The following is a 24332-nucleotide window of genomic DNA, read 5'->3' on the forward strand; positions in this document are numbered from 1 at the left end:
ATCTTATCCACATGCCCCCAACAGGCCCTCATTTTCATCCACAGCCTGTGGATAGCGTGGATGGCCCACACTGACTCGGTCCCGAATCCGTAGGCCTGGAGAGTCAAGCTGTTGGCAAATCCGGGCGCTGCGCATAAACCCCGCTACCAACTGCCCAACTATCTCCATCATCCTTTTAAGAATCTAAATAAGAGAGTTTATGACGGGACCAGATATCGGCCTTTCCGCCGGGCCATCCAAGCCACTGCTTTCGGTCCTAAAGAGGGAATGCCTTAGCCCGCCACCCATGTGGCTGATGCGTCAGGCGGGCCGCTACCTGCCCGAATATCGCGCCTTGCGGGCTGAAAAGGGCGGATTCCTCGAACTGGTCTATGACAGCCCCACCGCCGCCGAAGTCACGCTTCAGCCGCTGCACCGTTTCGGTTTCGACGGCGCGATCCTCTTTTCCGACATTCTGATCGTACCCTATGCCATGGGCCAGGATCTCTGGTTCGAGACGGGGGAGGGACCACGCCTCGCCCCGATCCTCAGCGAAACCGATCTCGCATCACTCAAACCTGCTCCGAACCGCTACGAGGCCATCTATGAGACCGTCCGGCAGGTAAAGGCGGCGCTGGACCCGTCTGTCACTTTCCTCGGCTTTGCGGGCAGCCCCTGGACCATATCGACCTATATGGTCGCCGGGCAGGGCAGCAAGGATCAGGGCGCGGCTCGACGCCTCGCCTATCAGGACCCTGAACGCTTCGGCGCGATCATCGACGCGATCATTGAATCTACCGTCACCTATCTCTCCGGCCAGATCGAGGCAGGGGTAGAGGCTGTGCAACTGTTCGACAGCTGGGCGGGCAGCCTCGCGCCGCTCCAGTTCGAACGCTGGGTGATCGAACCCAACCGGCGCATCGTGGAAAAGCTCAAAAGCCTTCATCCCAATATCCCCGTCATCGGTTTTCCCAAGGGCGCGGGCGCCAAACTCGCCGATTATGCGGCGGGCACGGGCGTCGATGCGATCGGCATGGATGAAACCATCGATCCGCACTGGGCCAACCGCGTCCTGCCGCAGGGCTTGCCGGTACAGGGCAATCTCGATCCGCTGGCGCTGATCGCCGGGGGCAGGGCGGTCGAACAATCGATCGACAATATCCGCGCTGCCTTTGCGGGCCGGCCTCATATCCTGAACCTGGGCCATGGCATTCTTCCCGACACGCCCATCGCCCATGTCGAGGCGTTGATCGCCTATGTCCGACAAGGAAAGCAGAGCTGATGCCTTATCTCGGAGCCGCCTATCTGTGGGTGAAGGCCGCCCATCTAATCTTCGTCATCTTCCTGATGGCCGGATTGTTCATGATGCCGCGCTTCTTCGTCTATCACCACCAATGTGCCGTGGGATCAGATGAGGATCGTAAATGGATCGACCGCGAACGGCGCCTGCTCAAGATCATCCTCAACCCCTCGCTGATCCTCGTCTGGGTCTTCGGCCTCATGCTGATGGTCGAAATCGGTGCCTGGCATTTCGGCTGGTTCCACCTGAAACTGCTCTTCGTCCTTGGCCTTTCCGCCTATCATGGCTGGATCGCAGGCTATGCAAAGAAGCTCGCCAGGGGTGAGCGCCCCTTGCCGGAGGGGAAGCTTCGCCTCATCAACGAAGTCCCGGGCATCGCCGCTGCGGTGATCGTCGTCGCAGTGATCGTCAAACCCTTCTGACACAAACTCCAACGCCGTCATGCCAGCGCAGCCCTGATCACGGGCAATCACCCCGCCCGTTCGGGCTGAGCTTGTCGAAGCCCTTCTCTTCTCTTGAAAGCAGGCCCAACGCGCACCGCATCTAACTAGGGTCAGGACCTATTAAATTACTTGCGGTGCTGAGGATTGGTTGATTCAATGGCGGCGTGAGGAGGCGTCGCCGTGAGTGATCTGATTTGGCTTTCGAAGGCGCAGATGCGCCGGATCGAGCCGTATTTCCCGCTGTCGCACGGCGTGCCCCGGGTGGATGACCGTCGGATCATCAGCGGCATCATCTTCATTATCAGGAACGGCCTGCGGTGGCGCGATGCACCTGCCGACTATGGCCCTCCCAAGACGATCTACAACCGCTTCATCCGGTGGAGCCGACTTGGCGTGTTCAACAAGATTTTCGCAGCGCTCTCGGCGAAGGCCGGGCAGCCTGACCAACTGATGATCGATGCGACGCATCTGAAGGCGCACCGGACCGCAGCCAGTCTGCTCAAAAAGGGGCTGTTCCCCGACGTATCGGACGCACCAAAGGCGGCCTGAATTCCAAGCTCCACGCCGTCTGCGACGGAAAGGGCAGACCGCTGGTCATGCTGCTCAGCGAGGGGCAGATGAGCGACTACAAAGGCGCTGCCCTGATGCTCGACGCCTTGCCCCGCGCCAAAGCCCTGCTCGGCGATCGAGGCTACGACGCCGACTGGTTCCGCAACGCGCTCGCGGAACGCAGCATCACCGCCTGCATCCCGTCAAAGAAGAACCGAAAGGTCCCGATCCCGCACGATGCCGTGCTCTATCGCCAGCGTCACAAGATCGAGAACATGTTCGGCAGGCTCAAGGACTGGCGTCGCATCCACACCCGTTACGACCGCTGTGCGCACACATTCATGTCAGCCATCTGCATCGCTGCAACCGTCATCTTCTGGCTCAATCAATGAGTCCTGACCCTAATTTCGCATGTCTACCGACATATTGCCCTGACGAAAGCCGACGCTAATTTCCCTCGCCAAAGAATAAGGAGAGAGGGTCGTGACCAGCTTCGTTTTGCGGGCTTTTGGCGTGTTCAGCCGCCGCCGCCATATTCGCCAGCGCCTTGAAGAGATCAGACGGGAAAATGCGGCCTCGGGGGCCAGCAGTTTCACGGTGACCATGTAGGGAAGGGGACGGACGCCCCCACCGTTCAAGCCGGATCGACCGCGATATTGTCGATCAGCCGCGTCCGCCCCAATTTCGCCGCGCCCAACAGCCGGGCCGGGCGATCCAGCACGTTCATCGGCTCCAGCGTCACCGCATCGCACAGCGTCACATAATCAATGGGATCAAAGCCATGCGCGGCCAGTATCGTGATCGCCTTGGCAATCGCCGCCTCGACGCTCGCGCCCTTCTCCATCTGCCGCGCCGCTTCACCCAGCGCGCGGGGCAGGGCGAGCGCATCCTTGCGTTCATCCTCGGTCAGATAGGCGTTGCGCGATGACAAAGCGAGGCCATCCTCGGCCCGCTGCGTCGGCACGCCGATGATCTCGATCCGCATATCAAGGTCGCGCACCATCTGCCGGATCGTCGCGAGCTGCTGATAATCCTTCTCGCCGAACAGCGCGACATCGGGCTGCACCTGATTGAACAGCTTGGTGACCACCGTCGCCACCCCGTCAAAATGCCCCGGCCGAGCCGCGCCATCGAGTCCCTCGGTGACACCCGAGACAGAAATATTGGTCGCATAGCCCGCCGGATACATGACCTCGGCCGTCGGCGCCCACAACGCATCGACTCCCGCCGCTTGGCACATCTGCGCATCCTTGGCTTCCCGGCGCGGATAGGCGTCCAGATCCTCATTGATCCCGAACTGCCGCGGATTGACGAAGATCGATACCACGACATGCCCGGCATGCCGCCGCGCTTCCTCGACCAGCGCCATATGCCCCTCATGCAGCGCCCCCATCGTCGGCACCAGAGCAACAGGCCGCCCATCGCTTTTCATCGCATCGATCGCGGATCGCAGGGAAGGAAGGTCACGCAGGGTTTGCACGGGACGAGGGGCTCCGATATGGCAGGGGTACGGGGACTATCCTGCTAAAGGCACGGCCCGGCAAGTGGGTCAAGAATCGTTGCGGCAATAAACGGGGTTATCAATGGGTACGAACACCCAAGCGCATCATATCGTCTTCGCCAATGAAAAGGGCGGGACCGGCAAATCGACCACCGCCGTCCACACGGCCATCGCGCTGACCGCCCTGGGACACAAGGTCGGCATGATCGATCTTGATCCGCGCCAGCGCACCGTCACCCGCTATATGGAAAACCGCGCCGAAACCGCGCGCCGTCGCGGCATTGACTTGCCCGTGCCCGACTTTGCCGTGCTGAAGGGCGATAGCATCGAGGCGCTGGAGGAAGAATCCGCCGCCGTTGCAGAGGGCAAGGATTTCCTTGTCGTCGATACCCCCGGCCGCGACGATGTCTTCGCCCGCCACATGGCCGCCCGCGCGAATACGCTGGTGACGCCGATGAACGACAGCTTCGTCGATTTCGACCTGATCGGCCAGGTTGACGCGGAAACCTTCAAGGTCCGCCGCCTGTCCTTCTATTCCGAACTCATCTTCGAAGCGCGCAAGACCCGCGCGAAGGCGGATGGCGTATCGATCGACTGGGTCGTGCTGCGCAATCGTGTCCAGCATCATGACGCCCGCAACAAGAAGCGCGTGGGCGACGCCCTCATGGAACTGTCCCGCCGCGTCGGATTCCGCGTGATCCCCGGCCTGTCGGAACGCGTCATCTTCCGCGAACTCTTCCCCTCCGGCCTTACCCTGCTCGACAAGGGCCATCTCGGCGACCTCGGCGTCAGCCACATCGCCGCCCGCCAGGAATTGCGCGAGATGGTGTCCGGCCTCGCCCTCCCCGCCCGTGAGGAAAATTCGCCGGTCGATCTTCTCGGCGCGGCCTGATGGGCCTTTTCGCCTTTCTTCTTCTCGGGCTGGCCGCCTGGCTCATCTGGACGGGACGTTTGCAGCGCATGAGTGTGAAGGATGGCATGGTTTTGGGCGGCGCGCTCGTCGGCGCGGTCATGGCGGCCAAAGGCAAGCCGCTCGCCGGAGCGCCCCTGCTCCTCGGCGCGGCGCTTTTCTTCCTGAACCAGTCGCAGCAGAAGAAAAAGCGATCCGCCGCTCCCAAAACAGCCCCCGACGCCCCCAGCATAGCAAGAGCGCGCGCCCTGCTCGGCGTGCCCGAAGATGCCGATGAGACCATGATCCGTACAGCCCACCGGCGTCTGATCGCCTCGGTCCATCCCGATCGCGGCGGCACCGAAGCCCTTGCGGCGGAAATCAACGCAGCCCGCGACCTGCTACTCGCCGAGCCCGAGAAAAAAGAAGCCGCCCGCCGCCGCTAAGGCTGTAGAACAGAACCCATGGCCCACCGCTTCCATCCCTCGCTGCTGCGCGAATATGACATGCGCGGCATCGTCGGCAAAACCATGGGAGTGGAAGACGCCTACGCGCTGGGCCGCAGCTTCGGCACGATCGTCAGGCGCAAAGGGGGATCATCGGTCGCGGTCGGCTATGACGGCCGCCTCAGCTCACCGATGCTGGAATCGGCCGTGGTCGATGGCCTTGCCGACAGCGGGATCGACGCGCTGCGTATCGGCCTCGGCCCCACGCCAATGCTCTATTATGCCGAAGCGACGCTCGATGTTGATGGCGGCATCCAGATAACCGGCAGCCATAATCCCGCCGATCACAATGGCTTCAAGCTGGTACTTGCGCATGAAGCCTTTTTTGGTGCGGACATCACCAAAGTTGGCGCCATCGCGGCTGCGGCGATTGGGAACAGGGCAGGGGCAGCCGCTCCACCATCGACGTCATGGACCACTATGTCGCCCGCCTGATGGAAGGGTTCGACGGCGGCGCGCTCCGCATCGGCTGGGACGCAGGCAATGGCGCCGCAGGCCCCGTCGTGGACAAGCTCGTCCAACTGCTCCCGGGTGAGCATCATGTGCTTTTCACCGAAATAGACGGCAATTTTCCCCATCATCACCCCGACCCGACAATCGAGGCGAATCTGGAAGATCTGCGCGCCCTTGTCCTTGCCAACAACCTCCATTTCGGAGTGGCTTTCGACGGGGACGGCGACCGGATCGGCGTGGTCGATGGGCAGGGGCGCACAATCTGGGGCGACCAGCTGCTCTCCTTGTTCGCCGAACCCGTGCTGCTGGACCGGCCCGGCGCCACCATCGTCGCCGATGTGAAATCAAGCCAGGCTCTGTTCGATCGCGTGGCGGCGCTGGGCGGCACGCCGCTGATGTGGAAGACCGGCCACAGCCTCATCAAATCGAAGATGAAGGAGATCGGCAGCCCCCTCGGCGGTGAGATGACCGGCCATATCTTCTTCGCCGACGATTATTATGGCTTCGACGATGGCCTTTACGCGGCCGTGCGTCTGATCCGGCTGGTCAGCCGCCTCGGCCAGAGCGTGACCGCTCTTCATGACGCGCTGCCGCCGCTGGTAAACACACCCGAATTACGATTCCCGGTGGATGAAGACCAAAAATTCGCGATAGTCGCAGAGATCGTCTCGCACTTGCGGGCGGAAGGTGCGAGCGTCAACGCCATTGATGGTGCCCGGGTCACGACCGAAGATGGCTGGTGGCTGCTGCGCGCATCCAACACGCAGTCGGAACTGGTGGCGAGAATCGAATCGACGAATCAGCAGGGGCTCGATCGTCTGCGAGCCGATCTTTTCAGCCATTTGTCCAAATCAGTGCCAGATTTTCCGGGTTGAACTGCGGCGCCAAATGCGACCATTCCCGAATATCCGCCCAATCGGCTTTCAGCTTTCCGCTACGGATTCTACCCAAATTTTAACAGTTGCAATAAACGCAACCGTATACTTGTTTTTCGCAGTTGCGAAAGAAATCGTCGCACCGCAAAAGGAACGGGCCTTTCAGGCATCCTCTCCTAAAACTTTCCAAGCCGTCCTTCGGGGCGGCTTTTTTTTTCGTCGGACATGCCAGAGTGCTTGGCGAACGGGAAATTAACCATATTGCTGCCATAGAGCGCGATGATATTGCGTGCCCGGCGCCGCAACGGGGTTAAAAAAAGGGGGAATTGCATGTTTTCAGGCCGCCGCACTGCTGCCACCACTTTATTGTTTGCGGGGTTTCTGGCTCTTCCCATGCCCGCACTCGCCGGCGGCTTCTACCTTCAGGAACAATCGCCCAAGGAAACGGGCCGGGCCTTGTCCGGGGCTGGCGCGGCGGCGGACGATCCGTCCGCACTCTATTTCAATCCCGCCGCGATCACCGAACTTCCGGGCGTGCAATTATCGACAGGTGTGATCGCGCTATTCCCTACCGCACAGCAATCAGACCAGGGCAGCGACCGCACCGTGCCGGGCCAGTCCGGCGTAACGGTGCCGGTAACGGGCAATTCGGGCGGCAATCCGTTTCATAAGGTGATTCCGGTGCCCAGCTTCTATGTCACGGGTCAGGTAACGGACCGGCTGTGGCTCGGTGTCGGCGTCAACGCCCCGTTCGGGCTGAAGCTTGATTATGATGACGGCTTTTTCGGCCGCTATGACTCGCTGCACACCGACCTTAAGACTTACAATCTTCAAACGTCTGCCGCCTACAAGCTTGATGATCACTTCTCGATCGGCGGCGGGGTGGACGTCCAATATGTGAAGGTCACACTGACTAACGCCCTGCCGCAGCTTTCCCCGTTGATCACCACGGACGGCTTGGCCACCGCCAAGGGCAATGACTGGAGCATTGGTTGGAATGCGGGGCTTTTCTACACCGATGGCAGGACCAATTTAGGGCTCTCCTATCATTCGGGTATCGGCCACGATATCACCGGCACGCAGACCCTTTCAGGCCTTCAGAGCCTGTTGGCATCCCAAAACGGCAGCAGCGACCTCACCGCGCCGCTTGAACTGCCCGACATCGTGACGGTCGGCTTCATGCATCGGCTGACGCCCAGCCTTCGCGCCATGATCAGCGCGCGCTGGTATAATTGGTCGGTCTTCAAATCGATCGCGATCACGGCGGCTGGCCGCACCTCCGTCAAGGAACTGGATTACAAGGACAGCTATAGCGTCAGCCTGGGCGGCGAATATGACATCAGCCCGGCCCTTACCCTGCGCGCGGGCACGATGTTCGATCGCTCGCCCACCAATCCTCAGCATTTGACGACGCGGGTCCCCGATGGCGATCGGACCTGGTTGTCGGCTGGTGCGACCTATAATATCTCGCCCGCACTTTCGCTGAACCTCAGCTATGCGCATAATTTCGTGGAAGAGGCGACTGTCAGTCGTCCCGACGTCTATTATGCCGGGACTGCGGCGGCGACCACCGTCACCACCCGGTCTCGGACCAGCGGCAATGCCGACCAGATCGCCGCATCGGTGACGGCGCGCTTCTAACTTGGCTCGTGAATCACTATAGGGGCTCCATCAGCACGGAGCCCTCAATTCATGTCCGACCATAATCCCGGCCTGCGTCCCTGGCGCGACATCGCCCGTCGCCCATGCCGCCAGATCATGGTGGGCAATGTGCCCGTCGGCGGTGGCGCGCCCGTCAGCGTGCAGACGATGACCAACACGCTGACGCATGACGTCAAGGCGACGATCGACCAGATCCGCCGCTGCGAGGATGCAGGCGTGGACATCATCCGCGTGTCCTGCCCGGACGAGGAATCCACCGCAGCGCTCAAGCAGATCGTGCGCGCCGCCCGCGTGCCAATCGTCGCCGACATCCATTTCCACTATAAGCGCGCGCTCGAAGCCGCCGACGCGGGTGCCGCTTGCCTCCGCATCAATCCCGGCAACATCGGGTCGGAAGCGCGCGTCAAGGAAGTGGTGGACGCGGCCAAGGCCAATGGCTGCGCGATTCGCATCGGCGTCAATGCAGGCAGTCTCGAAAAGGACCTGCTCGAAAAATATGGCGAACCCTGCCCCGAAGCGCTGGTCGAAAGCGCACTCGACCATATCAAGCTGCTGCAGGACCAGGACTTCCACGAATATAAGGTCGCGGTGAAGGCCAGCGACGTCTTCCTCGCCGTCGCCGCCTATATGCAGCTGGCCGAAGCCGTCGATTGCCCGCTCCACCTTGGCATCACCGAAGCAGGTGGCCTGATCGGCGGCACGGTCAAAAGCGCCATCGGGATCGGCAACCTGCTCTGGGCCGGGGTCGGCGACACGATCCGCGTCTCCCTCTCCGCCGAACCGGAAGAGGAAGTGCGCGTCGGCTATGAAATCCTCAAATCCCTCGGCATCCGCACCCGTGGGGTAAAGGTCATCTCCTGCCCCAGCTGCGCACGTCAGGGTTTCAACGTCATCCGTACCGTGCAGGCGCTGGAGGAACGGCTCCAGCATATCCACACGCCACTATCGCTCTCGGTGCTGGGCTGTGTCGTCAATGGCCCGGGCGAAGCGCGCGAAACCGACATCGGCCTCACCGGCGGCGGCGCTGGCAAGCATATGGTCTATCTCTCTGGCCTCACCGACCACACCATTCAGGACGAAGGCATGATCGACCATATCGTTGGGCTGGTCGAAGCCAAGGCGGCGGAGATCGAAGCGGCCAAGCTCGAGGCGGAAGCGACCGACGCAGGCCGGGCAGAAGCGGCGGAATAGGGCAGGGGGCATCCCGCCGCACCTAGCCCACTCGCCGCCGTCACCTTTATGGGTAAGGCACGGTCCTTCAAGCCACCCCACCCTCCCGTTCGGGCTGAGCCTGTCGAAGCCCTTTCCTTCTTCTCTTTCCCCCGCTCGAAAGTGCCGAGCGCCATGACCGTCACCCCCATGCCATGACCATGACCCAACCCCGCTCCCTCGCCATCCCCTTTGCGGTCTGCTGCGCCGCCGTGCTGCTCTTTGCCATCATGGACGCAGCGATGAAGGGATTGAGCCTCTCCATCGGCCTGTTCAACGCCCTGTTCTGGCGCGCGCTGGCGGGAACGTTGCTCGGCCTTGCGATCATGCTGCCGGGCCGCCATCGCTGGCCGACCAAGCCGGTCTTGCGCCTGCATGTCCTGCGCGGCTGTGTCGTGACGCTGATGGCCAGCCTCTTTTTCTTCGCGCTGATGCGCATGCCGCTCGCCGAAGCCATAGCGCTGTCCTTCATCGCGCCGCTCATCGCCCTTTATCTTGCCGCGCTGCTGCTGGGCGAACGGATCGGTAAGCGGGCCATCAGCGCCTCTCTCCTCGGACTCGTCGGCGTCGCGGTGATCCTGTCGGGCCGAATGCAGGACAGCTATAATTGGGACGCCCTGCTCGGCGCCGCCGCCGTGCTGATTTCGGCGGTCCTCTTCGCCTGGAACCTCATCATCCAGCGGCAGCAGGCGCAGCTTTCCTCCCCCGTCGAAGTCGCCTTCTTCCAGCATTGCGTCATGCTCATCCTCTTTGGCCTGTGCGCGGCAGCCGCATGGGCCGCGCCGACTCTCGTGCCGCTGCAACTTGACCTGCCCCGGCCGGGTTCCTCTTTGCTGATCGTCGCCTGCGCGGGTTTCGCCTTCACCTCGCTCGCCGCCTTCGCCTGGGCCTATGCGCGGGCAGAGGCGCAGCACCTCATCCCGGTCGAATATACCGCCTTCATCTGGGCAGCGATCATCGGCTGGCTCGCCTTCGGCGAACGGCTGACCCTCACCACCCTCGCGGGCGCGGCGCTGATCGTCGCAGGCTGCCTCCTCGCCCTGCGCGCATCTCCGCCAGCGCAAATGCATGAAGGAATCACATGATTCGTGTTTCGGCGGGAATCGCGTTTTTGTCGCCACTTCATTCATGACTTTCCCACGACCAGCCGAAACGCCGGACTCTTGACGCGGACTCCCCGCTCGGCGCATTGTGCCGGAACGGAACATTTGGGGGACATTTGAAAGCCATGGCTGTCAGCCGCGGAGCCAAGCGCACGCCGGAATGGCGCGAAATGCTGAAACGCAGCCTCATCCGCAGCGGTGCGCTGATCAGCGCGATCGCGCTGATGCTGGCGACCCTGTTCCTGGCGCTCGCGCTGCTCAGCTTCCGCCTGAGCGACCCGTCGATGATGACCGTCGCCGACAATCAGGTGCAGAATATCATGGGCTGGCCCGGCGCCTGGGTCTCCGCCTTCCTCTTCACCCTGCTCGGCGTACCCGTTGCGCTCGTCCTGCCGCTGCTGGCGATCACCGCTCGCCGCCTCTGGGGTGATCAGGACATGACCGGCTGGAAAGGCCAGTTCGGTAAATGCTTCCTCGGGATCATCCTCATCGGCATCGCGCTCGCGATGTTCCAACCTGACTCGCTCATCGATCTCCCGTCGGGCTGGGGCGGGCTCATCGGCCTTGCGACCGCCAACGGCGTACGCAGCCTGACCTCCGCCGCGCCAGCGGCACAAGGTTGGGTCACCGGCATCCTCGTCGTCCTGATGCTGCTTGCGGGCTTCTTCACCTGGTATCGCAGCCTCGCGCTGGAAAAACCGATCCTCGCCTTGCGCCGTCCAACCCTGCCGCGTCTCAGCCTTCCCAAACCGGCGCTCGCTTTCGCAGGTGCCGGGAATGTCACGGGCGAAGCGGAGGATGACGATGACGAAACGGGAGAACGCGTCATCGCTCCCCGCCGCGCGGTGTCAAACGAACCCAAGCCGCCCATCACCATCCAGACTCCCAAACCCGCGCCCGCCCAAAGGCAAATGGCGCCCGTTTCCCAAGATGACCTGTTCGGCAATAGCTCACTGCCCTCGCCCGACCTGCTTAATCCGATTCCCGCAAGCCAGTCGCAGAAGATCGACAAGGCCGCGCTGGAACGCAATGCCCGCCTGCTCGAATCCGTGCTCGACGACTTCCACGTGAAGGGCAACATCGTCGAAGTGCGCCCCGGCCCGGTCGTCACCATGTACGAATTGGAGCCCGCGCCCGGAATCAAGGCAAGCCGCGTCATTGCTCTGGCCGATGACATCGCCCGCAACATGTCCGCGCTCTCGGCCCGAGTAGCGACGATCCCCGGCCGCACCGTCATCGGCATCGAACTCCCCAACGCCAATCGCGAGGGCGTGTCGTTCCGCGAGCTTATCACCTCCGAACAGTTCGTGCAGGACGCCACTCTGCCGATCATTCTCGGCAAGAATATCTCCGGCGAACCCATCATCGCCGATTTGGCCCCCATGCCCCACCTGCTGATCGCGGGCACCACCGGCTCGGGCAAGTCGGTGGGCTTGAATGCCATGATCCTGTCGCTGCTCTACCGCATGACGCCCGACCAGCTGCGCCTGATCATGATTGATCCCAAGATGCTGGAACTGTCGACCTATGACGACATCCCGCATCTGCTGTCGCCTGTCGTGACCGAGCCCGCCAAGGCGATCCGCGCCCTCAAATGGGCGGTGGAGCAGATGGAGGACCGCTATCGCATGATGGCCTCCATCTCCGTCCGCAACCTCGCCAATTATAATGAAAAGGTGCGGGCAGCGAAGGCCAAGGGCAAGCCACTCGGCCGCCGCGTTCAGACGGGCTATGATCCCGAAACCGGCAAGCCGATCTACGAGGAAGAACAGCTCGATTTCCAGCCGCTGCCGCAGATCGTGGTGGTGGTGGACGAACTCGCCGACCTGATGATGACGGCGGGCAAGGAAGTCGAATTCCTGATCCAACGCCTGGCGCAAAAGGCGCGTGCGGCGGGCATCCACCTGATCCTCGCGACGCAGCGCCCGTCGGTCGACGTCATCACCGGCGTAATCAAGGCGAACCTGCCAACCCGGATCAGCTTCTTCGTCACGTCAAAAATCGACAGCCGCACGATCCTGGGCGAGCAGGGTGCCGAGCAGCTGCTGGGCAAGGGCGACATGCTCTACATGCATGGCGGCAAGGGTCTGATGCGCGTCCATGGCCCCTTCGTTTCCGATGATGAGGTGCGCGTGGTGGCTGACCATTGGCGCGCGCAAGGACAGCCGGACTATATCTCGGCCGTAACCGAAGAACCGGAAGAAGGCAGCTTCGCGCTCGACGGTGTGGATCTGGGCGATGACAGCCCCGACGCGCAGCTGTTCCGCAAGGCATGCCAGCTGGTGTTTGAAAATCAGAAGGCTTCGACGAGTTGGCTGCAGCGTCAGCTCCGCGTGGGCTATAATTCGGCCGCACGCCTCATTGAGCGGATGGAAGAAGAAGGGCTGGTCGGCCCTCCGAACCATGTCGGCCGACGTGAGGTGCTGCGCGATGAAAATGGCAACCCGCTATGACGATTGCGTCAAACGCAATTGATCCCGACCGCTATGCATTTGCGAAAAGGACCAGCGCCGTTCAGTAAGGGCGTGCCTTTCAGGCATCCTCTCCTAAAACTTTCCGGCTGGTCTTCGGACCAGCCTTTTTTTTGTCCGCTCGGCGAGTTACCCACGGCTGCAAAGCGGCCCGTGCAGGGTTCGGAGATCAGGAACGCATCAGTTCACAATGGGTTCAACGCCTGATCGCTACTCCTTGACCTCTCAACAAAGCGGAGAAGAATGCATGAAGCGCTTGTTTGCGCCACTCGCCCTGGCCTTGGTAGCCGCGCCATTTTTCGTTCCAGCCGCCCCCGTTGCCGCGCAGCAGTCGCCGGGTGGCATGGATCGGGTAAATGCCTATATTCGCAGCGTCACCACGATGACCGCCGATTTCGTGCAGACCGACCGCGCCGGCCAAACCCTGACGGGTAAGCTTACGATCAAGCAGCCCGGCAAGGTGCGGTTCCAGTATCAAAAAGGTGTGCCGCTGCTGATCGTCGGCGACGGCAAGGCATTGACGATGATCGACTATGAAGTCCGTCAGGTGCAGCGCTGGCCGATTGGCAGCTCGCCTTTGGGCGCCTTGCTCGATCCGAAAAAGGATCTGTCCCGCTTTGGCAAGCTGATCCAGACCGGGGATCCAAAGGTGATCAGCGTTCAGGCACGCGATCCCAAGCGGCCGGAATTCGGCACCATCACGATGATCTTTGAACGCGATCCAGCCGGACCGGCGGGTCTTCAGCTTTACGGATGGGTAGCGCTCGATTCCCAGAATAACCGCACTAGCGTGCGCTTGTCGAACCAGCGTTACGGCGTCCCGGTTGCGAATTCTGCCTTTCGTTGGACAGACCCGCGCCCGAAGGGTCGCGTAGCCGGGGGATGAAGCGGGCCTGGCATGAGATGGGTGGTGCTTAGCTGATTCCCGTTCATCTTGGGCTCATATCCGGAACCCTAATAAGAACTCCACGGCGCGAGACGAAGTCCGGGATTTCCCCCCTGTTACTCGGAACGCAGCTCCCGCCGCAAAGCGCTTCAAGGGCGCGATCGAGACCCCCGTTCCATGCCCCCGGAGCGGGGGTCTTACTTTGCCAGCGGCAGGTCGGCGCAGAGCCAAGCTTGCGAAGCCGTTCGCAGGCCCTTAGGGGATCAGCATGCCGAAAACACTGAGCATCGCATCCTGGAACATCAACAGCGTCCGCGCCCGGATCGACATCGTCGAACGTTTCCTGACCGAAGAGGCACCTGACCTTCTTTGCCTTCAGGAAACGAAGGTGGTGAATGACATATTCCCCACCGACATGTTCCGGCGTCTGGGCTATGTTCATCAGGTGCTGAATGGCCAGCGCATGCATCATGGCGTGGCGATCATGAGTAAAGTGCCCATTCATGAGGATGACCGGCTCGATTGGCAGGCCAATGGCGAAGCGCGTCATGTCGGCGTCCGCCTGGACAACGGCGTTCGCATCGAAAATGTCTATGTCCCTGCCGGAGGCGATATTCCCGACCGGACAGTCAATCCGAAGTTCGGTCAGAAGCTCGATTTCATTGAGCGCATGATCGAATGGTCCTCCCAGCTTGAAGACAAGCCGACGATCCTCACCGGTGACTTCAACATCGCGCCCATGGAATGCGATGTGTGGAGCCACAAGCAGCTGCTCAACGTCGTCAGCCATACGACGATCGAATGCGAACTGCTGGGCCGGTTGCAGGAATCGAACAATTGGATCGATATCGGCCGCCAATTCTTTCCGGCTCCCGAGCGGCTTTATACCTGGTGGAGCTATCGCGCGCGGGATTGGGCGGAATCGGATCGTGGGCGGCGGCTGGATCATATGTGGATGACGCAGGATGTTGCGGCAAAGGCGATCGGGCACCGTGTTGTCGAACCGGCGCGCAGTTGGACCAAGCCATCGGATCATGTCCCGATCATCACGGAGTTCGCCTTCTGATGGACCGTCTGCCATGAACGGGCGCGCCGCCGCCCGCGCGATTGACGCTCTGCGCCGTGGTTGGGCAGTCACCGTTCATGCGACTGACGGCGCTATACGTGTCATGGCGGTCGAGGGCGCCGATGCGGTGACGCTGAAGACTTTCGACCCTGCGGGCAAAGCGGACATATTGATAGCAGCTGCCCGGGGCGAGACATTGAAGCTCGCAAACCAGCTGGCAGCGGCTGATCCCGACATGCCCGTGCTGATTGCCCGCGCGCCGTGGATCGACGGTGATGTTGCTGCCGCGATCGCTGACCCGGTACTCGACCTTTCATCGCCCTTGAAGGGGCCGTTTGCAGCCAAGCCCCTTACCGCGCCGCTGGCGGCTAAGGCGACGCTTAAGCTCGCCCGGCTGGCGGGTATCCTACCTGCTTTCTTTTTGGGATCGGAGGGCGATAGCGAGGCCGAGGTCAGTGCCGATGACATCGACGCTTATGATGACGCCGCTCATCTCGCCATAGCGACGCGCGCAAGGCTGCCGGTGTCAGCCTGTGAGACCGCCGAGATCATTGCCTTTCGCAGCCCGGACGAGCCACGAGAGCATGTCGCCCTGATCGTTGGGAAGCGCGACTCCTCACTGCCGGTCATCAGGTTGCACAGCGAATGCCTCACGGGGGACGTGCTGGGCAGCCTCAAATGCGACTGCGGGCCTCAATTGCATGAGGCGCTGCACCGGATTGCCGATTCCCGCTGGGGCGTGTTGCTTTATCTGCGGCAGGAAGGGCGCGGGATCGGCCTCATCAACAAGTTGCGCGCTTATGCCTTGCAGGATCAGGGGTTCGATACCGTCGATGCCAATGTCCGCCTTGGCTTTGCCATCGACGCGCGTGATTTCTCGGTCGCGGCGCGCATGCTCAAGCTGCTGGGCATCGAAGAGGTGCGGCTGCTCACCAACAATCCCAAGAAGGTCGAGGGGCTGGAAGGCGCGGGCATCAAGGTAGCAGAACGCCTGCCCATCATCTTGCCCGCCAACCCGCACAATGAACAATATCTGGCGACCAAACGCGATCGTACCGGGCATCAACTGTGACCACGATCCATGTGGACAGCACCGCCGGGCGGTTTCGGTTCGGCACGCTGGACATCCCATGCACGCTGGGCCGGAGCGGCGTGTGCCCGGCGACCACTAAGCGGGAGGGGGACGGCTACACGCCGCTGGGTGTCTGGCCGCTGCGAGGCGTTCTGCTGCGGCCGGGAAAGGCGGAGCCTGCCGCAATCCGGCTTCCCTGGCGCTGGGTGAGGGAAGGTGATGGCTGGTCTGACGATCCTGCTGATCCCGCCTACAATCGGCCAGTGCATCTGCCACGAGCATTTTCGGCGGAATCGCTCCTCCGCGGCGATGATGCCTATGATGTGATCGTGGTGCTGGGGCATAATGACGCGCCGCCGGTGCCGGGGCAGGGCAGTGCGATCTTTCTTCACCTGTCCGAAGGGCGTCCTACGGCGGGCTGCATCGCCATTGATCGCGACGATATGCTGAAACTGCTGCCGTTGCTGGCTCCGGGCGACGTTATGGAGATCATCTAAGGCAGGTCAGGCCTGCTCCAGAGCCTCGCCAATCTCACCGCCAGCCGATTCGAGCAACCGCCGCTCCAGGGTCTGGATACGTGCCTTGCTCTCGATCTTGCCACCCAGAAGGTCGGTCACATAAAATGTATCGACCGCGCGTTCGCCATAGGTGGCGACATGGGCGCTATGCACAGTGACCTTCGACTGGAACAATGCGTTGGCAAGGCTGAACAGCAGGGCCGGGCGATCGCGGGCATTGACCTCGATCACCGTAAAGCGGTTGGACGCCTTGTTGTCGATCAGCACATTGGGTTCGATCCGGAATGCTTCGGCGCGGGTGCGGGGCAGGGGGCGCGCTTCCAGCTTCGTGATCATGCGGTGGCGGTTCGCCAGCGAATCCTCGATCGCATTGCGGATGCGGGTCAGCTGTTCCGGGCTATGGAAAGCGCCGCCCAACGGGTCTTGCACAAGGAAGTTGTCGATGGCGACGCCGTCACGCGTGGTATGGATGCGCGCGTCGATGATATTGCCGCCCGCCAAATGGATCGCGCCGGCGACCCGGTAGAATAGGCCCGGATGGTCAGCGGCATATACGGTGACCAGCGTGGCGCCGCGCTGCGGATAATATTGCGCGGCAATCGACAAGGGCGAATCCCCGGACGCCAGGATATGCTGCGCATTGTGGATCAGTATGTCGTCAGGCTCGGCAATCCAATAGGATTCGGGCAGGCGCTTGCTCAGCTTCTGGAAGTCGGCCTTCGACATGCCGAGCGCTTGGCGCAGCGATTCCTGCTTGGCGGTGACGCGTTCGCCGCGACCCTTTTGCTTGTGGCCAAGCCGCAGCACTTCCTCGGCGGCTTCATAAAGGTCGCCCAGCAGCTGTCGTTTCCAGCTGTTCCACACGCCGGGACCCACGGCGCGGATGTCCACGACGGTGAGGCAGAGCAGCAGGCGAAGGCGCTCGGGGCTTTGCACCACCTCGACGAAATCCAGGATCGTCTTGTAATCGGCCAGATCACGCTTGAACGCCGTGGCCGACATCAGCAGATGATGGCGCACCAGCCAGGCGACGGTTTCCGTTTCGGCCGCCGTCAGGCCGAGGCGTGGGCAAAGATGATCGGCCACCTCGGCGCCAAGTACGCTATGGTCGCCCCCGCGGCCCTTCGCGATGTCGTGCAGCAGAACCGCGACATAGAGCACCCGGCGAGACACCAGCTTGCCCATGATCTCGGTGGACAACGGGTGGTCTTCCACCAGATCGCCCTTCTCCACGCGGGCCAGAAGCCCGACTGCGCGGATGGTATGCTCGTCCACCGTGTAATGGTGATACATATCGAACTGCATCTGCGCCACGACGCGGCGGAAATCGGGAATGAACCGGCCAAACACCGTCGATTCATTCATCCAGCGCAGCACCGTTTCCGGATCGCGGGTCGATGTCAGCACGTCCATGAAAGCGGCGTTGGCGCGAGCATCGCGGCGGATTTTTGCCGTGATCAGACCTGCGTCCCGGCTGGCCGTGCGCATCGCGCTTGGGTGGATGCCCAGCTCATGGCGATCAGCCACCGCGAAGATTTCAAGCAATCGCACCGGGTCCTGCTGGAAAAAGTCGTCGCTTGGCAGCGCGAGCCGACCACGGTCCAGCACGAACCCGTCCAGCTTCTTCGGGCGCCGGAATATGGACGGAATATAACGCCGCCCCTTCGCCGCCATCTGGTCGTCCAGATGCGCAAGGAACACGGCGGTCAGGTCGCCCACGATTTTCGCATTCAGGAAATAATAGCGCATGAAGCGCTCCACGCCGGAGCGGCCCTGCCGCCCCGTGAAGTGCATCCGCGTCGCGGTTTCCAGCTGCAGATCGAACGTCAGGCGATCTTCCGCCCGCCCCGTGATCATGTGCAGATGGCATCGGACAGCCCAGAGAAAGTCCTCAGCCTTCTGGAACTGCCGCAATTCCAGATCGGTCAGCAGGCCCACGTCCACCAGTTCGGCGACGGATTTGACCCGATTCACATATTTGCCGATCCAGAACAGGGTATGGAGGTCGCGCAGCCCTCCCTTGCCTTCCTTGACATTGGGTTCAACGACATAACGGCTATCGCCCATGCGTTTGTGCCGCTCGTCCCGCTCCTCCAGCTTCTCGGTGACGAAGGCGCGGGCTGTCCCCTGCATCACCTCAGCGTCGAACCGCTTGGCGGTGTCCTCGTACAGCGCCCGGTCGCCCCAGACATAACGCGCTTCGAGCAGTGCCGTGCGCACGGTCAGATCCGCCTTGGCCATGCGCATCGTCTCATCGATCGACCGGCTCGAATGCCCGACCTTTAGGCCCAAGTCCCATAGCGAATAGAGCATGGATTCGATGACCTGCTCGGTCCACCCGGTGGGCTTCCAGGGCGTGATGAAGGCGATATCGACGTCGCTATGCGGCGCCATCTCGCCACGGCCATAGCCGCCGACGGCCATCAGGGTGATGCGCTCGCCCGTGCTGCGATTGCTGGCAGGATAAAGATGATGCGTCGTTGCATCGTAGAGCAGGCGCAGGATCTGGTCGATCAGGAACGCAAATGCGGTCACGGCCTCGCGTCCGCGCGTGGGCTTGGCCTCCAACCGCTTTGCGACATCGACGCGTCCGGCATCCAGCGCGGTCTTCAGTTCGCGGACCACCAACCCCCGCAGTTTCGCGGGATCGCCCCGATGCTCCTGCGCCAGCGTGTTAATGCTGTCGGAAATCGCGCGCCGGTCGATGATGGAACGGCGAGAGCCAAGGGAGGGGAACTGCATGACCATGGGCTCAATCTAGTGCCCGCTGCTGGCGGCGGCCAGTTGTTTCAGTCGATAAAGCTGCTCCAGCGCCTCACGGGGAGAAAGAGCATCGGCATCGATCAGGTCGAGCGCGGCGCGCAGGGCATCGACCGCTTCCTCTTCCTGCGCTGCGGCGGCGGCGAAGAGGGGAAGGTCGTCTAGGCCCGCCGCGATGCCGCCGGTCTTCGCCCGGCCCGCTTCCAGCCGGGTCAGCACATCCTTGGCCCGCTTGAGAACAGCGGGCGGAAGTCCCGCAAGCCGCGCGACGGCGAGGCCATAGCTGCGGTCAGCTGGTCCCTCCGCGACCTCATGAAGCAGGATGAGATCGCCTTTCCATTCGCGGGCGCGCACATGATGCAGCGATAGCGACGAGAGAGTTTCGGCCAGCCGTGTCAGTTCATGATAGTGCGTCGCGAACAGGCACCGGCAGCGGTTGACCTCATGCACCGCCTCGACGACCGCCCAGGCGAGGGCCAGCCCATCATAGGTGGATGTGCCGCGCCCAACTTCATCCAGAATGACGAAGCTGCGTTCGGTCGCCTGCGAAAGGATAGCGGCGGTTTCCACCATCTCGACCATGAAGGTCGATCGCCCGCGTGCAAGGTTGTCCGATGCCCCTACGCGACTGAACAACCGATCGACCAATGTCAGCGTCGCCGACTGAGCAGGCACATAGCTGCCAGCCTGCGCCAGAATAACAATCAGCGCATTCTGCCGCAGGAAGGTGGATTTGCCGCCCATATTGGGGCCAGTCACCAGCCAGAGCCGGTCTTCGGCCCCTAGACAGCAATCGTTGGCGACGAAGGGCTGCCCTTCCTTCCGCAGCGCGTCCTCGACCACCGGATGTCGGCCGCCAATGATCTCAAGGCACGGTTCGCCGCCCTCCTGGGGTAGAAAATGCGGCCGCTGCCAGCCCCCTTCGGCGGCGCGCTCCGCCAGCGCTGCGGCAACGTCGAGCCGGGCAAGCGCATCAGCGGCCAGCGCGATCTCCGCCTTGCGAGCCAGGGCGGTCTCGACAAGATCCTCCAGATGCGCGGCCTCGGCCACCAGCGCATGGGCACCCGCCTGCGCGACCCGCCCGGCCTGTTCATGCAGGTCGACCGAATTGAAACGCACCACGCCCGCCAGCGTCTGGCGATGCGTGAAGCCGCTGTCCGGCTGCATCAGTGGATCGGCGGCGCGTGCGGGCACTTCGACATGATAGCCAAGCACGCCATTGTGCCGAATTTTCAGCGATGCGATGCCGGTGCGCTCGCGATAGCTTGCCTCCAGAGCAGCGATCGCCCGCCGTCCGTCGCCTGCCATCCGCCGCAGTTCGTCCAGAGCCGGATCGTAGCCGTCAGCAATATATCCGCCGTTGGCCGTCTCGGTCGGCGGGCTGGGGACCAGTGCCCGCGAGAGGCTGTCCACCAGTGCTCCGTGGCCATCGAGGGCTGGCAACAGTTGCTGGAGCAGCGGCGGTTGATCCGGCAATCGCCCAAGTCTTTCGCGCAGCATGCGCGCTTCATTGAGCCCGTCGCGCAGCTGTCCCAGATCGCGTGGACTGCCCCGGCCCACGGCGATGCGTCCAAGTGCTCGCCCGACGTCGGGCAATGCCCTCAGCGCGGAACGCAACTGATCGCGCAGCAGCGGGTCGTCATGGAGGAGCTGTACCAGACCCAGCCGCGCTTCGATCAGGCCCTGGTCCATCAACGGCGCCGACAGGTCCTGCGCCAGCAGCCGGGCGCCTGCGCCCGTGACCGTTCGATCCACCGCGCCCAACAGGCTGCCCGCGCGCGCACCGCTCATCGTCGCGCTGATCTCCAAACTTTCCCGGGTGGCCGCGTCGATCGCCACATGGGCGCCGCTCGCCTTGCGCACGGGGGGCGCCAGAAAGGGCAGGGTGCCCTTACCGGCATGATCGAGATAGGAGACCAGCCCGCCCATTGCGGCCAGCTCCGCCCGGCTGAACTGGCCGAACCCGTCGAGGGTAGCCACGCCAAATAACCGCTTGAGCGCTGACTCCGCCCGATTGCTGGAAAATGCCGCACGATCGAACGGGTGAGCGTTGGGCAGATCGAGGGCGAGGCCGTCGGGCACGACGATCTCGCTGGGTCGGAGCCGCGCCAGTTCGGCGGGCAGGTCGCTGGTCCGCAGCGTCAGCGTTTCGAAACGCCCGGTGGAAATGTCGGCTGCGGCTATCCCGATCTCGCCTGCGCCATCGCCGCCCGTCTGGGCCAGCGCCACCAGCATGTTGTCGCGCCTGGAATCGAGCAGCGTTTCCTCGGTCAGCGTGCCCGCTGTGACATAGCGTACGATGGCACGGGCCACGAGCGCCTTGCTGCCCCGCGCTTTGGCCTCTGCGGGCGTTTCGGTCTGTTCGGCGATGGCGACCCGGTGTCCGGCCTTGATCAGCCGGGCCAGATAATTTTCCGCGCTATGTACGGGCACGCCACACATGGGGATCGGCGCGCCACCATGTTCGCCCCGGCTGGTGAGCGCGATGTCCAGCGTCGCTGCGGCGGCCTTTGCATCGTCGAAGAACAGTTCGAAAAAGTCGCCCATGCGGTAGAAGAGCAGGCAATCCTGCGCCTCAGCCTTCAACGCCAGATATTGCGCCATCATCGGCGTCGGCTGGGTCGTGGCGTTTTCCTTGGGGCTGTGCATGACCGTCAGGCGATAGCCGCAAGCGGCAGTTCAGGAAAGGGCGTGAAAAAACGTGCCGCTCGTGCTTGCCGACAGGTCGGGCTTGCCGCTAGGGCCTGTTTACTAGGTATAGAGGGGCGGATGCGTCATGGCTGATAAGTCGAGTGTGGAATTTTCCGAGCGCGAGGCGCTGTTCTTCCATTCGACTGGCAGGCCGGGCAAGATCGAAATCATCGCGTCCAAGCCGATGGCGACACAGCGTGACCTCAGCCTTGCCTATTCGCCGGGGGTCGCCGTGCCGGTACGCGCCATCGCTGCCGATCCGCAGACCGCCTATGACTATACGGCCAAGGGCAATCTGGTCGCGGTCATTTCCAACGGCACGGCGATCCTTGGCCTTGGCAATCTGGGCGCGCTGGCATCAAAGCCGGTGATGGAAGGCAAGGCGGTCCTGTTCAAGCGCTTCGCCGACGTGGACTCGATCGATATCGAGCTCAAGACTGAGGACGTCGACAAGTTCATCGATGCGGTGGAACTGATGGAGCCGAGCTTCGGCGGCATCAATCTTGAAGATATCAAGGCGCCGGAATGCTTCATCATCGAACAGACGCTGAAAGAGCGGATGAACATCCCGGTCTTCCACGACGACCAGCATGGCACCGCCATCATCGCCGCCGCTGGCGTCATCAATGCCGCGATGCTGACCGGGCGCGACCTTAAGGACATGAAGGTCGTGGTGAATGGCGCGGGCGCGGCCTCCATTTCCTGCACCGAACTGATCAAGGCGATCGGCGTCTCGCACGACAATGTCATCATGTGCGACAGCAAGGGCGTCATCTATCAGGGTCGTACCGAGGGTATGAACCAGTGGAAATCGGCGCATGCGGTGAAGACCGACGCTCGCACGCTGGGGGAAGCGATCAAGGGTGCTGACGTGTTCCTCGGCTTGTCTGTCGCGGGCGCGGTATCGCAGAACATGGTAAAGACAATGGCGGAAAAGCCGATCATCTTCGCCATGGCCAATCCCGATCCGGAAATCGCGCCTCCCGAGGTTCTGGAAGTTCGCCCGGACGCGATCGTCGCTACCGGCCGGTCGGATTATCCGAACCAGGTCAACAATGTGCTGGGCTTCCCTTTCATTTTCCGGGGCGCTCTGGACGTGCGCGCAACGGGCATCAACGAACCGATGAAAGTGGCGGCGGCGCATGCCATCGCCGAGCTGGCTCGCGAACAGGTGCCGGAGGAAGTCGCCAAGGCTTACGGGCGTTCGCACAGCTTCGGTCCCGATTATATCATCCCGGCGCCCTTCGACCCGCGTCTGATGGAGGTTGTTCCGGTAGCGGTCGCGCAGGCGGCGATGGAAAGCGGCGTCGCGCAAAAGCCGATCGCCGACATGGCCGCCTATCGCCAGTCGCTCAAAGGCCGATTGAATCCGACCACTTCGGTCCTCACCACAGCCTATGAGGTGGCCAAGGCCAATCCCAAGCGCGTCGTGTTTGCCGAAGCGGAGGAAGAAGTGGTGCTGCGTGCCGCCATCCAGTTCCGTGACCTTGGCTATGGCATCCCCGTTCTGGTCGGCCGGAACGAGGTCTATGACAAGCTGAAGGCGCTCGGCGTCCGCGATCCTGAAAGTTTCGAACTGCATAACAGCGTCAATTCGCCTCTGGTGCCCGAGATGGTGGATACGCTCTACAGCCGGTTGCAGCGGCGCGGTCATCTGCGGCGCGACTGCGAACGCATGGTCAATCGCGATCGCAATATCTTCGGCACCCTGCTTGTCAGCATGGGTCATGCCGATGCGATGATCACGGGCGTGACTCGGCCCTTCGCCCAGACTCTGCGCGAGGTGAAGCGCGTCATGGACCCGGTGGTGGGGCGCACCGCTTTCGGCATCCATATCATGGTGTCGAAAGACAAGACGGTGTTCCTGGCCGACACCACCGTCAATGAACGGCCATCCGCCAACGAACTGGCCGACATCGCGGAAGGCACTGTCGCGGTCGCACGGCGCATGGGTCATGACCCGCGCGTCGCCTTCCTCTCCTACTCCAATTTCGGCAACCCACCGGGCGGCCATCTGGAAAATGTCCGCGATGCGCTGACGGTTCTCGACGGCCGAAATGTCGACTTCGAATATGAAGGCGAAATGACCGCAGATGCGGCGCTTAATCCCGCCGTCATGAAAAATTATCCCTTCAGCCGTTTGTCTGGCCCAGCCAATATCCTTGTCATGCCCGGCCTGCAGTCAGCCAACATCTCCGCGAAACTGTTGCGCGAACTGGGCGGCACGACGATGATCGGCCCGATGCTCGTGGGCATGGAGAAATCCGTGCAGATCGCGACCATGGCATCCAACGCGTCCGAATTGCTGACGCTGGCGGTACTGGCTTCGGCAGGGGTGGCTCTCTAAAAGTGGATCAGGGGAGCTCAGCCTTGACGGCAGAGGCTAGTGTGCTGGCGCG

18 protein-coding genes and 1 pseudogene are annotated in these 24332 nt (G+C 62.4%); 16 read left to right on the top strand and 3 right to left on the bottom strand.

The features are described 5' to 3' along the window. Window positions 1-199 precede the first annotated feature (199 nt). From hemE to ACZ5U1_RS11430, 4 genes are all read left to right on the top strand, one after another. On the top strand, window positions 200-1261 hold the full coding sequence (hemE, locus tag ACZ5U1_RS11415; RefSeq protein ID WP_464778503.1) for a uroporphyrinogen decarboxylase: 1062 nt from the start codon (window positions 200-202) through the stop codon (window positions 1259-1261). Continuing rightward, complete coding sequence (locus ACZ5U1_RS11420) at window positions 1261-1701, top strand: CopD family protein (protein WP_464778504.1); 441 nt, start codon at window positions 1261-1263, stop codon at window positions 1699-1701. The genes hemE and ACZ5U1_RS11420 overlap by 1 nt, the downstream gene beginning before the upstream one ends. Window positions 1702-1902: 201 nt before the next feature. Then, window positions 1903-2663 (top strand): IS5 family transposase gene (locus ACZ5U1_RS11425; RefSeq protein ID WP_464777745.1). Its coding sequence is split into 2 segments (ribosomal slippage): window positions 1903-2236 and window positions 2236-2663, totalling 762 coding nucleotides; the frame shifts between segments, so codons are not numbered across the junction. Between the two features lie 91 nt (window positions 2664-2754). Continuing rightward, window positions 2755-2880, top strand: coding sequence for a hypothetical protein (locus tag ACZ5U1_RS11430; protein ID WP_464778505.1), 126 nt, complete (start codon window positions 2755-2757; stop codon window positions 2878-2880). A 25-nt stretch (window positions 2881-2905) separates the two neighbouring features. Here ACZ5U1_RS11430 and panC read toward each other — a convergent pair whose 3' ends face one another. Continuing rightward, window positions 2906-3751, bottom strand: a complete 846-nt coding sequence (panC, locus tag ACZ5U1_RS11435) for a pantoate--beta-alanine ligase (RefSeq protein WP_464778506.1) — start codon at window positions 3749-3751, stop codon at window positions 2906-2908. Window positions 3752-3854: 103 nt separating this feature from the next. Here panC and ACZ5U1_RS11440 point away from each other — a divergent pair, with 103 nt between their 5' ends. The 11 genes and pseudogenes from ACZ5U1_RS11440 to ACZ5U1_RS11490 all read left to right on the top strand — a co-directional run bounded on the left by ACZ5U1_RS11440 (window position 3855) and on the right by ACZ5U1_RS11490 (window position 16461). Continuing rightward, window positions 3855-4664 carry a division plane positioning ATPase MipZ gene (locus ACZ5U1_RS11440; RefSeq protein ID WP_464778507.1) on the top strand — a complete coding sequence of 270 codons (810 nt, stop codon included), beginning with the start codon at window positions 3855-3857 and terminating at the stop codon, window positions 4662-4664. Continuing rightward, the gene (locus ACZ5U1_RS11445; RefSeq protein ID WP_464778508.1) at window positions 4664-5107 is read left to right on the top strand and encodes a J domain-containing protein; all 444 of its coding nucleotides are present in this window, start codon (window positions 4664-4666) and stop codon (window positions 5105-5107) included. Before ACZ5U1_RS11440 ends, ACZ5U1_RS11445 begins: the two co-directional genes overlap by 1 nt. An 18-nt stretch (window positions 5108-5125) precedes the next feature. After that, a pseudogene (gene pgmG / locus ACZ5U1_RS11450) lies at window positions 5126-6495 on the top strand (phosphoglucomutase/phosphomannomutase PgmG). A 330-nt stretch (window positions 6496-6825) separates the two neighbouring features. After that, window positions 6826-8136 (top strand): OmpP1/FadL family transporter, encoded by a 1311-nt coding sequence (locus tag ACZ5U1_RS11455; protein WP_464778509.1) that lies wholly within the window; start codon window positions 6826-6828, stop codon window positions 8134-8136. Between the two features lie 51 nt (window positions 8137-8187). Beyond that, window positions 8188-9348 (top strand): flavodoxin-dependent (E)-4-hydroxy-3-methylbut-2-enyl-diphosphate synthase, encoded by a 1161-nt coding sequence (gene ispG, locus ACZ5U1_RS11460; protein WP_464778510.1) that lies wholly within the window; start codon window positions 8188-8190, stop codon window positions 9346-9348. Window positions 9349-9527: 179 nt separating this feature from the next. Next, a complete protein-coding gene (locus ACZ5U1_RS11465; RefSeq protein WP_464778511.1) occupies window positions 9528-10451 on the top strand; it encodes a DMT family transporter in 924 nt (307 codons plus the stop codon). Between the two features lie 143 nt (window positions 10452-10594). Then, window positions 10595-12922 carry an FtsK/SpoIIIE family DNA translocase gene (locus ACZ5U1_RS11470; RefSeq protein WP_464778512.1) on the top strand — a complete coding sequence of 776 codons (2328 nt, stop codon included), beginning with the start codon at window positions 10595-10597 and terminating at the stop codon, window positions 12920-12922. Window positions 12923-13187: 265 nt separating this feature from the next. Next, a complete protein-coding gene (locus ACZ5U1_RS11475) occupies window positions 13188-13826 on the top strand; it encodes a LolA family protein (RefSeq protein WP_464778513.1) in 639 nt (212 codons plus the stop codon). Between the two features lie 268 nt (window positions 13827-14094). Further along, window positions 14095-14892: an exodeoxyribonuclease III gene (locus ACZ5U1_RS11480; protein ID WP_464778514.1), complete on the top strand. Its 798-nt coding sequence runs from the start codon at window positions 14095-14097 to the stop codon at window positions 14890-14892. Window positions 14893-14905: 13 nt separating this feature from the next. Next, entirely contained in the window at window positions 14906-15964 is a 1059-nt protein-coding gene (gene ribA / locus ACZ5U1_RS11485) for a GTP cyclohydrolase II (protein ID WP_464778515.1), read from the top strand. Continuing rightward, entirely contained in the window at window positions 15961-16461 is a 501-nt protein-coding gene (locus tag ACZ5U1_RS11490) for a L,D-transpeptidase family protein (protein ID WP_464778516.1), read from the top strand. Before ribA ends, ACZ5U1_RS11490 begins: the two co-directional genes overlap by 4 nt. A 6-nt stretch (window positions 16462-16467) precedes the next feature. Here the strand turns inward: ACZ5U1_RS11490 and ACZ5U1_RS11495 are convergent, their stop codons facing one another. Both ACZ5U1_RS11495 and mutS read right to left on the bottom strand, forming a co-directional pair. Then, window positions 16468-19230 (bottom strand): [protein-PII] uridylyltransferase, encoded by a 2763-nt coding sequence (locus ACZ5U1_RS11495; protein ID WP_464778517.1) that lies wholly within the window; start codon window positions 19228-19230, stop codon window positions 16468-16470. A 9-nt stretch (window positions 19231-19239) separates the two neighbouring features. After that, window positions 19240-21891 carry a DNA mismatch repair protein MutS gene (mutS, locus tag ACZ5U1_RS11500; RefSeq protein ID WP_464778518.1) on the bottom strand — a complete coding sequence of 884 codons (2652 nt, stop codon included), beginning with the start codon at window positions 21889-21891 and terminating at the stop codon, window positions 19240-19242. A gap of 127 nt (window positions 21892-22018) precedes the next feature. Here mutS and ACZ5U1_RS11505 point away from each other — a divergent pair, with 127 nt between their 5' ends. Further along, window positions 22019-24280, top strand: a complete 2262-nt coding sequence (locus ACZ5U1_RS11505; RefSeq protein WP_464778519.1) for an NADP-dependent malic enzyme — start codon at window positions 22019-22021, stop codon at window positions 24278-24280. Window positions 24281-24332: the final 52 nt, after the last annotated feature.

This window comes from Sphingobium sp. TomTYG72 (assembly GCF_055394715.1).

What these genes read in the sequence shown, in the direction of transcription:
- hemE (WP_464778503.1), top strand. Translation starts at nt 200, where the DNA reads ATGACGGGACCAGATATCGGCCTTTCCGCCGGGCCATCCAAGCCACTG.
- ACZ5U1_RS11420 (WP_464778504.1), top strand. Translation starts at nt 1,261, where the DNA reads ATGCCTTATCTCGGAGCCGCCTATCTGTGGGTGAAGGCCGCCCATCTA.
- ACZ5U1_RS11440 (WP_464778507.1), top strand. Translation starts at nt 3,855, where the DNA reads ATGGGTACGAACACCCAAGCGCATCATATCGTCTTCGCCAATGAAAAG.
- ACZ5U1_RS11445 (WP_464778508.1), top strand. Translation starts at nt 4,664, where the DNA reads ATGGGCCTTTTCGCCTTTCTTCTTCTCGGGCTGGCCGCCTGGCTCATC.
- ACZ5U1_RS11455 (WP_464778509.1), top strand. Translation starts at nt 6,826, where the DNA reads ATGTTTTCAGGCCGCCGCACTGCTGCCACCACTTTATTGTTTGCGGGG.
- ispG (WP_464778510.1), top strand. Translation starts at nt 8,188, where the DNA reads ATGTCCGACCATAATCCCGGCCTGCGTCCCTGGCGCGACATCGCCCGT.
- ACZ5U1_RS11465 (WP_464778511.1), top strand. Translation starts at nt 9,528, where the DNA reads ATGACCCAACCCCGCTCCCTCGCCATCCCCTTTGCGGTCTGCTGCGCC.
- ACZ5U1_RS11470 (WP_464778512.1), top strand. Translation starts at nt 10,595, where the DNA reads ATGGCTGTCAGCCGCGGAGCCAAGCGCACGCCGGAATGGCGCGAAATG.
- ACZ5U1_RS11475 (WP_464778513.1), top strand. Translation starts at nt 13,188, where the DNA reads ATGAAGCGCTTGTTTGCGCCACTCGCCCTGGCCTTGGTAGCCGCGCCA.
- ACZ5U1_RS11480 (WP_464778514.1), top strand. Translation starts at nt 14,095, where the DNA reads ATGCCGAAAACACTGAGCATCGCATCCTGGAACATCAACAGCGTCCGC.
- ribA (WP_464778515.1), top strand. Translation starts at nt 14,906, where the DNA reads ATGAACGGGCGCGCCGCCGCCCGCGCGATTGACGCTCTGCGCCGTGGT.
- ACZ5U1_RS11495 (WP_464778517.1), bottom strand. Translation starts at nt 19,230, where the DNA reads ATGGTCATGCAGTTCCCCTCCCTTGGCTCTCGCCGTTCCATCATCGAC.
- mutS (WP_464778518.1), bottom strand. Translation starts at nt 21,891, where the DNA reads ATGCACAGCCCCAAGGAAAACGCCACGACCCAGCCGACGCCGATGATG.
- ACZ5U1_RS11505 (WP_464778519.1), top strand. Translation starts at nt 22,019, where the DNA reads ATGGCTGATAAGTCGAGTGTGGAATTTTCCGAGCGCGAGGCGCTGTTC.